Genomic DNA, 4,185 nt, shown 5'->3' with positions numbered 1-4,185 from the left:
TATCGTAAACAAGGTTAGTTAATGTTTGTTGGTTTTGTTGTTCCATATCATTTCTATAGCGCCTTAGCTTAGGCGTTTATAGCTCCTTTAAAAGTGCAATAACTTTAATGGTTTGTACTAATTATAAATAGTTTAAGTAAATGCTAATTTCTTAATTATCTAAAGAAATGCCCGAATCCTTAAGTTGCTTTTCAAACATTTCTTTTCTGATTTTTTCATAGTTACTTTCATCTAAAAAGCGTTTATGTTCAGCAGCCTTTTCTAAATCGCCTAGTTCAGTGTAAATTAAATAAAGATCTTTATGAGTCATTTGCACTCTCATTTTTTCTTTAGCTTTATTACCATTATCAGCTAGGTAACGATTATAAAGGTCTATAGACTGTTTTAGGTCTTTAGTAACAAAACGTCCAGTACTATATACATACGCTAAAGCTAAAATACCATCGGGATCGCCTTCTGCAGCATGCTTTTTTGCCTCAGCAATATAGCGGCTTCCATCACCTGTATGAAGGCCTACCAATTCGAGAGCTTGCCAATTTCCCATTTTATAAGCTTTATCACACCAAGCCTCAAGCTCTTGAGGTGCATGCATTAAGCTTTTTTGACATTGGCGCATGACTTTATCTTGCGATAAGTTAGGATCATTAATATCAAGGTTAGGAAAAAGAGTTCCTGCCATCGCACCAAAACATATTACGGTAGTAAAAAGAAAGGTAGCTATTGTTTTCACCATTATAGCCCTTTCATATGAGCCGAGTTTTCGGGTAAGTGAACCTGATAAGTTGTTACTGCAGATTTAAACGGGAAGCCCTCTCGGTAAAAATACTTTTGCTTAAGTGCTTCTTTTTCATCAGAGTAACCCTTACAATCAGTTTTTGAGTAACAAACTGACCCACCAATAAAGTCGATAAATTTAATTTTTAAAATACCTTGCGCTTTTATCAGTGTGTCTAGGCCTTCTTGATAATTAGTAGAACTCACAGCATGCCATCTATGCATAAAAGCAATAATTTTGTTCTGCTTAGACGTATTTAAAATATTACTTATATTTTGTGTCCAGACCATATTTCTTATTGTATGGCTATTAAAACAACTTTCTGCGACTGAGTTATTGTAACTACGTGAAGCGTCAATCAAATCCATTTCATCTAAAGTTAAATCCAAAGCAATAATTTTTAATCCTAACTCTCTAGCCGCTTTAACTAGTTCACCATAACTATTTGGCACGCCGTAGCCCCAACGCCAGTTATCATTAAAATATTGCTGAATAACATTAAAGCCTTTACCAGTACGTTGATAAAAATCTATTTTCTCCTGCATAGACCTTGGTAGCATTTCGATTGCAAAGTGAGTAAACCCAAAAGCTTTCAATTGTCTAAGTGCTTTAATAGCCTCAAATTTATAAATAGCTGGGTTATGGCTTGATTCACCAAGCATCACTAATCGTGCATTACCGGCCATTGTTTTATAATTTACATCCGTGTTTATTTTATTCATTACCTATCCTTGTTATTCATTACCTATCCTTGTTTTTCATTTAAATTTTCAAAACACCATCTATAAAATGTAATAGCGTTATTATTCTCAGAGCTGTAAGGAGCTACTGCATATTCATAGCTCATTGAAAAGAAAAGCTCTTTTGCAGTGAAATTACACACTTCTCTTTTTGAATAACATTCCTTAACTCAACGCCATAATTGCATTGCGCGATTTACGTAGTCATCCCCCCATTTTTCTTTAAATTGCTTGCTGGGGTTGTTTTTTAGCGTAAATGAAGCAACCTCTTGAAGTGTTAAGTGGGTCGTGTTTATATAAATCATAATAAATAATTAACTTTAGGTAATTTACAATACAGGTTTCATAGAGCAGTAATAACTGAAGAGTCAAGTACTAAGCAATGCACTGAAACCAGATATAAAATATCAGATATTTTTTTTATTAATCATTGGTTTAATTTTCTCTAATGCATTAATAATGACTTTATTCGGAATTAAATTATGAACAGAAATAAAATGTAAAATTGCAGAGCTAACAATTAGATCTGACTCTCCATTAGGTATTCTAAATTCATAACTTGAAAACTTTTTACCAGTAGACTTTAAAGTCATAAATTCATTACAAATATGACAAATTTCTACATGTCTGAGCTTATTAATAATTTCTACATTAGTTAAAGCTAACGTAAACCATTCGAAAAAAGCATCTTTCTCTTCTTCACTTTGAAAGTGCTCAACCATTTGTAACAAATCAACACGAATATCGTTTTTTTTATAAAACATCATCACTCCCAGTTATATAAAATCATAAATCCTCAATTGCATCTTTAATTTCGTTATAAAAAAAGTCCCCAAAGCTCTCAGCCACTATGTTTACTTCTTTATCTCTTTTATAGGACAAACTGGTTTCTACTACAGGAAAAACAGAATCAGTACCAGATAAGTCTATACTAAACAACGGACCATAACCTGAAGACTTTACGTAAACCATTGATTGGGAAATATCTCCACGCATTCTCGCTGACTCAGTAGCAAAAATAACACATGGAATTGCGTCTGAATTTAGCCCATCACGGGTTAAACCATAAAACTCTTCACCTTCAAAGCTTAAACAGCCAAATTTTTCTAAAAAGTATTTATAATCTTCAGTAAATTTTATTTTTAGTTTTTGCTCTGCTTGCTGAATCAATGAACTAGTCACTCCTCCTGTAGTTAAAATCTCTTCTCCAGTACTTTCCATCATTTTTATTGCTAAATTAATCTTTTCAATAGACATATATCACCTTATTCATAATCATTTGCGCGATTTTTCCAATATTTTTTCTTCCATCTATTAAATGGTCCTCTATCCATAGGAGGTGGAGCACTACTATAACGATGCCGTTCGTTATCTGATCCTTTATAAGATTTATCATATTGGTTTGTATAAATATGAAGAAACCTATCATTTTCGCTATGAAAAACCGAACCTAGTTCAGCCATAGAGCCAGGCTCATCTTGAGTAAGATGATGAAGGTTCACCTCCTCACCATCATAACCTATGGGTGCCTTTCCTTTTTTCATTCGCTCAATATTTGTTTTCCCAAACTTATCTTTATATATAGGATTGAACAAGTCACCTCTTTGGTACACAACTCTATCTTCGACAATTTTTTTATTCCACTTTTTAGTTTGTTTTTTGTCTGGAGAAATTTCTCCTCGGCTACCTTTATCTACAGGACCTCGATTAGAATCACTACTATTATCGTCAGGTAAATCCTCCCAAGTTCCGTCTTCTTGCAATTGATAAAATTTATTTGATTCTTTTTTGAAAATGCCCTCAGTATGGTGAATCACATTCTCGTTTTCATGCCCAAAGATTGAAGCACATGCAGCCCAATGGCAATCCCCTACGTTTTCGGCTAAAAGTTCTGATATATCTGTTGGTTTAGAAACTTGAACTGAACTATCAAGAAGCTCTATATCTCCAGGGTTATCAAGTAAAACATACCCGGGAATAACATCACCAGCAACATATACCTTTTTATATACATCGCTATTTAAAGATCCGCCACTTTCTATTAATTGCCCAAGATCATCCGTTATTGTCGCTCCATTAAACGCATATACCGTTAGAGTACTTCCCACAGGGACTATTGCAGATTTAGTCTCATCTATAATACCATGGCCAGCAAAAACAACCCTTTTAGGACCTCCGTCCTTACAACTCAACCCAAACGGGTCCACCCAATTCACCGGATTTGGTGCATATTGATAGTGGTTTATCCCGCCCACTAATCCAATCGGGTCTTGGTTTATAAACCTTTGTTGTTTGGGGCTGTAATAGCGATAACGGTTGTAATGTAAGCCGCTCTCTTCATCAAGGTATTGCCCTTGAAAACGTATTGGCTGAGTGAAGCCATGTTCTTTATTAGTGTTAGGCTCGGCTTCTGGTTCTTCATACCCATACACATCTGCTTGATTTTCCCACACGACTTCTGCTTTGTTATTGGTTACAAAGCGTGGGGTGTTAAGCTGGTCTAGGTGGTAGTAGTACACCTCGCCTTTTTTAATCAGCGCTACTGGGTGAAATTGATTTGGTAGGTTGATATACCAGGTATATTCACCGTGCTGGCATTCGCCGATTAACTGGTCGTTATCCCAAATGTAGTCAATTTTACCATGCTCAGTGTGCTTGGCGATACGACGC

Annotated in this window: 5 protein-coding genes; all 5 read right to left on the bottom strand. The window is 35.1% G+C overall.

The genetic code is table 11. The annotated features are described in order from the left end of the window. Positions 1 to 151 precede the first annotated feature (151 nt). Positions 152 to 733, bottom strand: coding sequence for an SEL1-like repeat protein (locus CWC11_RS20100; RefSeq protein WP_138684113.1), 582 nt, complete (start codon positions 731 to 733; stop codon positions 152 to 154). Beyond that, complete coding sequence (locus CWC11_RS20095) at positions 733 to 1,497, bottom strand: ChaN family lipoprotein (protein ID WP_138684112.1); 765 nt, start codon at positions 1,495 to 1,497, stop codon at positions 733 to 735. The genes CWC11_RS20100 and CWC11_RS20095 overlap by 1 nt, the downstream gene beginning before the upstream one ends. Positions 1,498 to 1,922: 425 nt before the next feature. Next, entirely contained in the window at positions 1,923 to 2,279 is a 357-nt protein-coding gene (locus tag CWC11_RS20085) for a DUF7919 family protein (protein ID WP_138684111.1), read from the bottom strand. 22 nt (positions 2,280 to 2,301) lie between these two features. Then, the gene (locus CWC11_RS20080) at positions 2,302 to 2,772 is read right to left on the bottom strand and encodes an SMI1/KNR4 family protein (RefSeq protein ID WP_138541746.1); all 471 of its coding nucleotides are present in this window, start codon (positions 2,770 to 2,772) and stop codon (positions 2,302 to 2,304) included. A gap of 8 nt (positions 2,773 to 2,780) precedes the next feature. Further along, positions 2,781 to 4,185, bottom strand: a 1,405-nt coding sequence (locus CWC11_RS23550; protein WP_283241018.1) for an RHS repeat-associated core domain-containing protein, incomplete at its 5' end; no start/stop codon positions are given.

Source organism: Pseudoalteromonas sp. S3178 (genome assembly GCF_005886985.1).
GTDB lineage: Bacteria > Pseudomonadota > Gammaproteobacteria > Enterobacterales > Alteromonadaceae > Pseudoalteromonas > Pseudoalteromonas carrageenovora.
Note: the sequence above shows the minus strand (reverse complement) of the source record. Positions and strands in the feature narration are given on the sequence as shown.

Coding starts and splice junctions, on each gene's coding strand:
- CWC11_RS20095 (WP_138684112.1), bottom strand. CDS start 1,497: ATGAATAAAATAAACACGGATGTAAATTATAAAACAATGGCCGGTAAT.
- CWC11_RS20085 (WP_138684111.1), bottom strand. CDS start 2,279: ATGTTTTATAAAAAAAACGATATTCGTGTTGATTTGTTACAAATGGTT.
- CWC11_RS20100 (WP_138684113.1), bottom strand. CDS start 733: ATGGTGAAAACAATAGCTACCTTTCTTTTTACTACCGTAATATGTTTT.
- CWC11_RS20080 (WP_138541746.1), bottom strand. CDS start 2,772: ATGTCTATTGAAAAGATTAATTTAGCAATAAAAATGATGGAAAGTACT.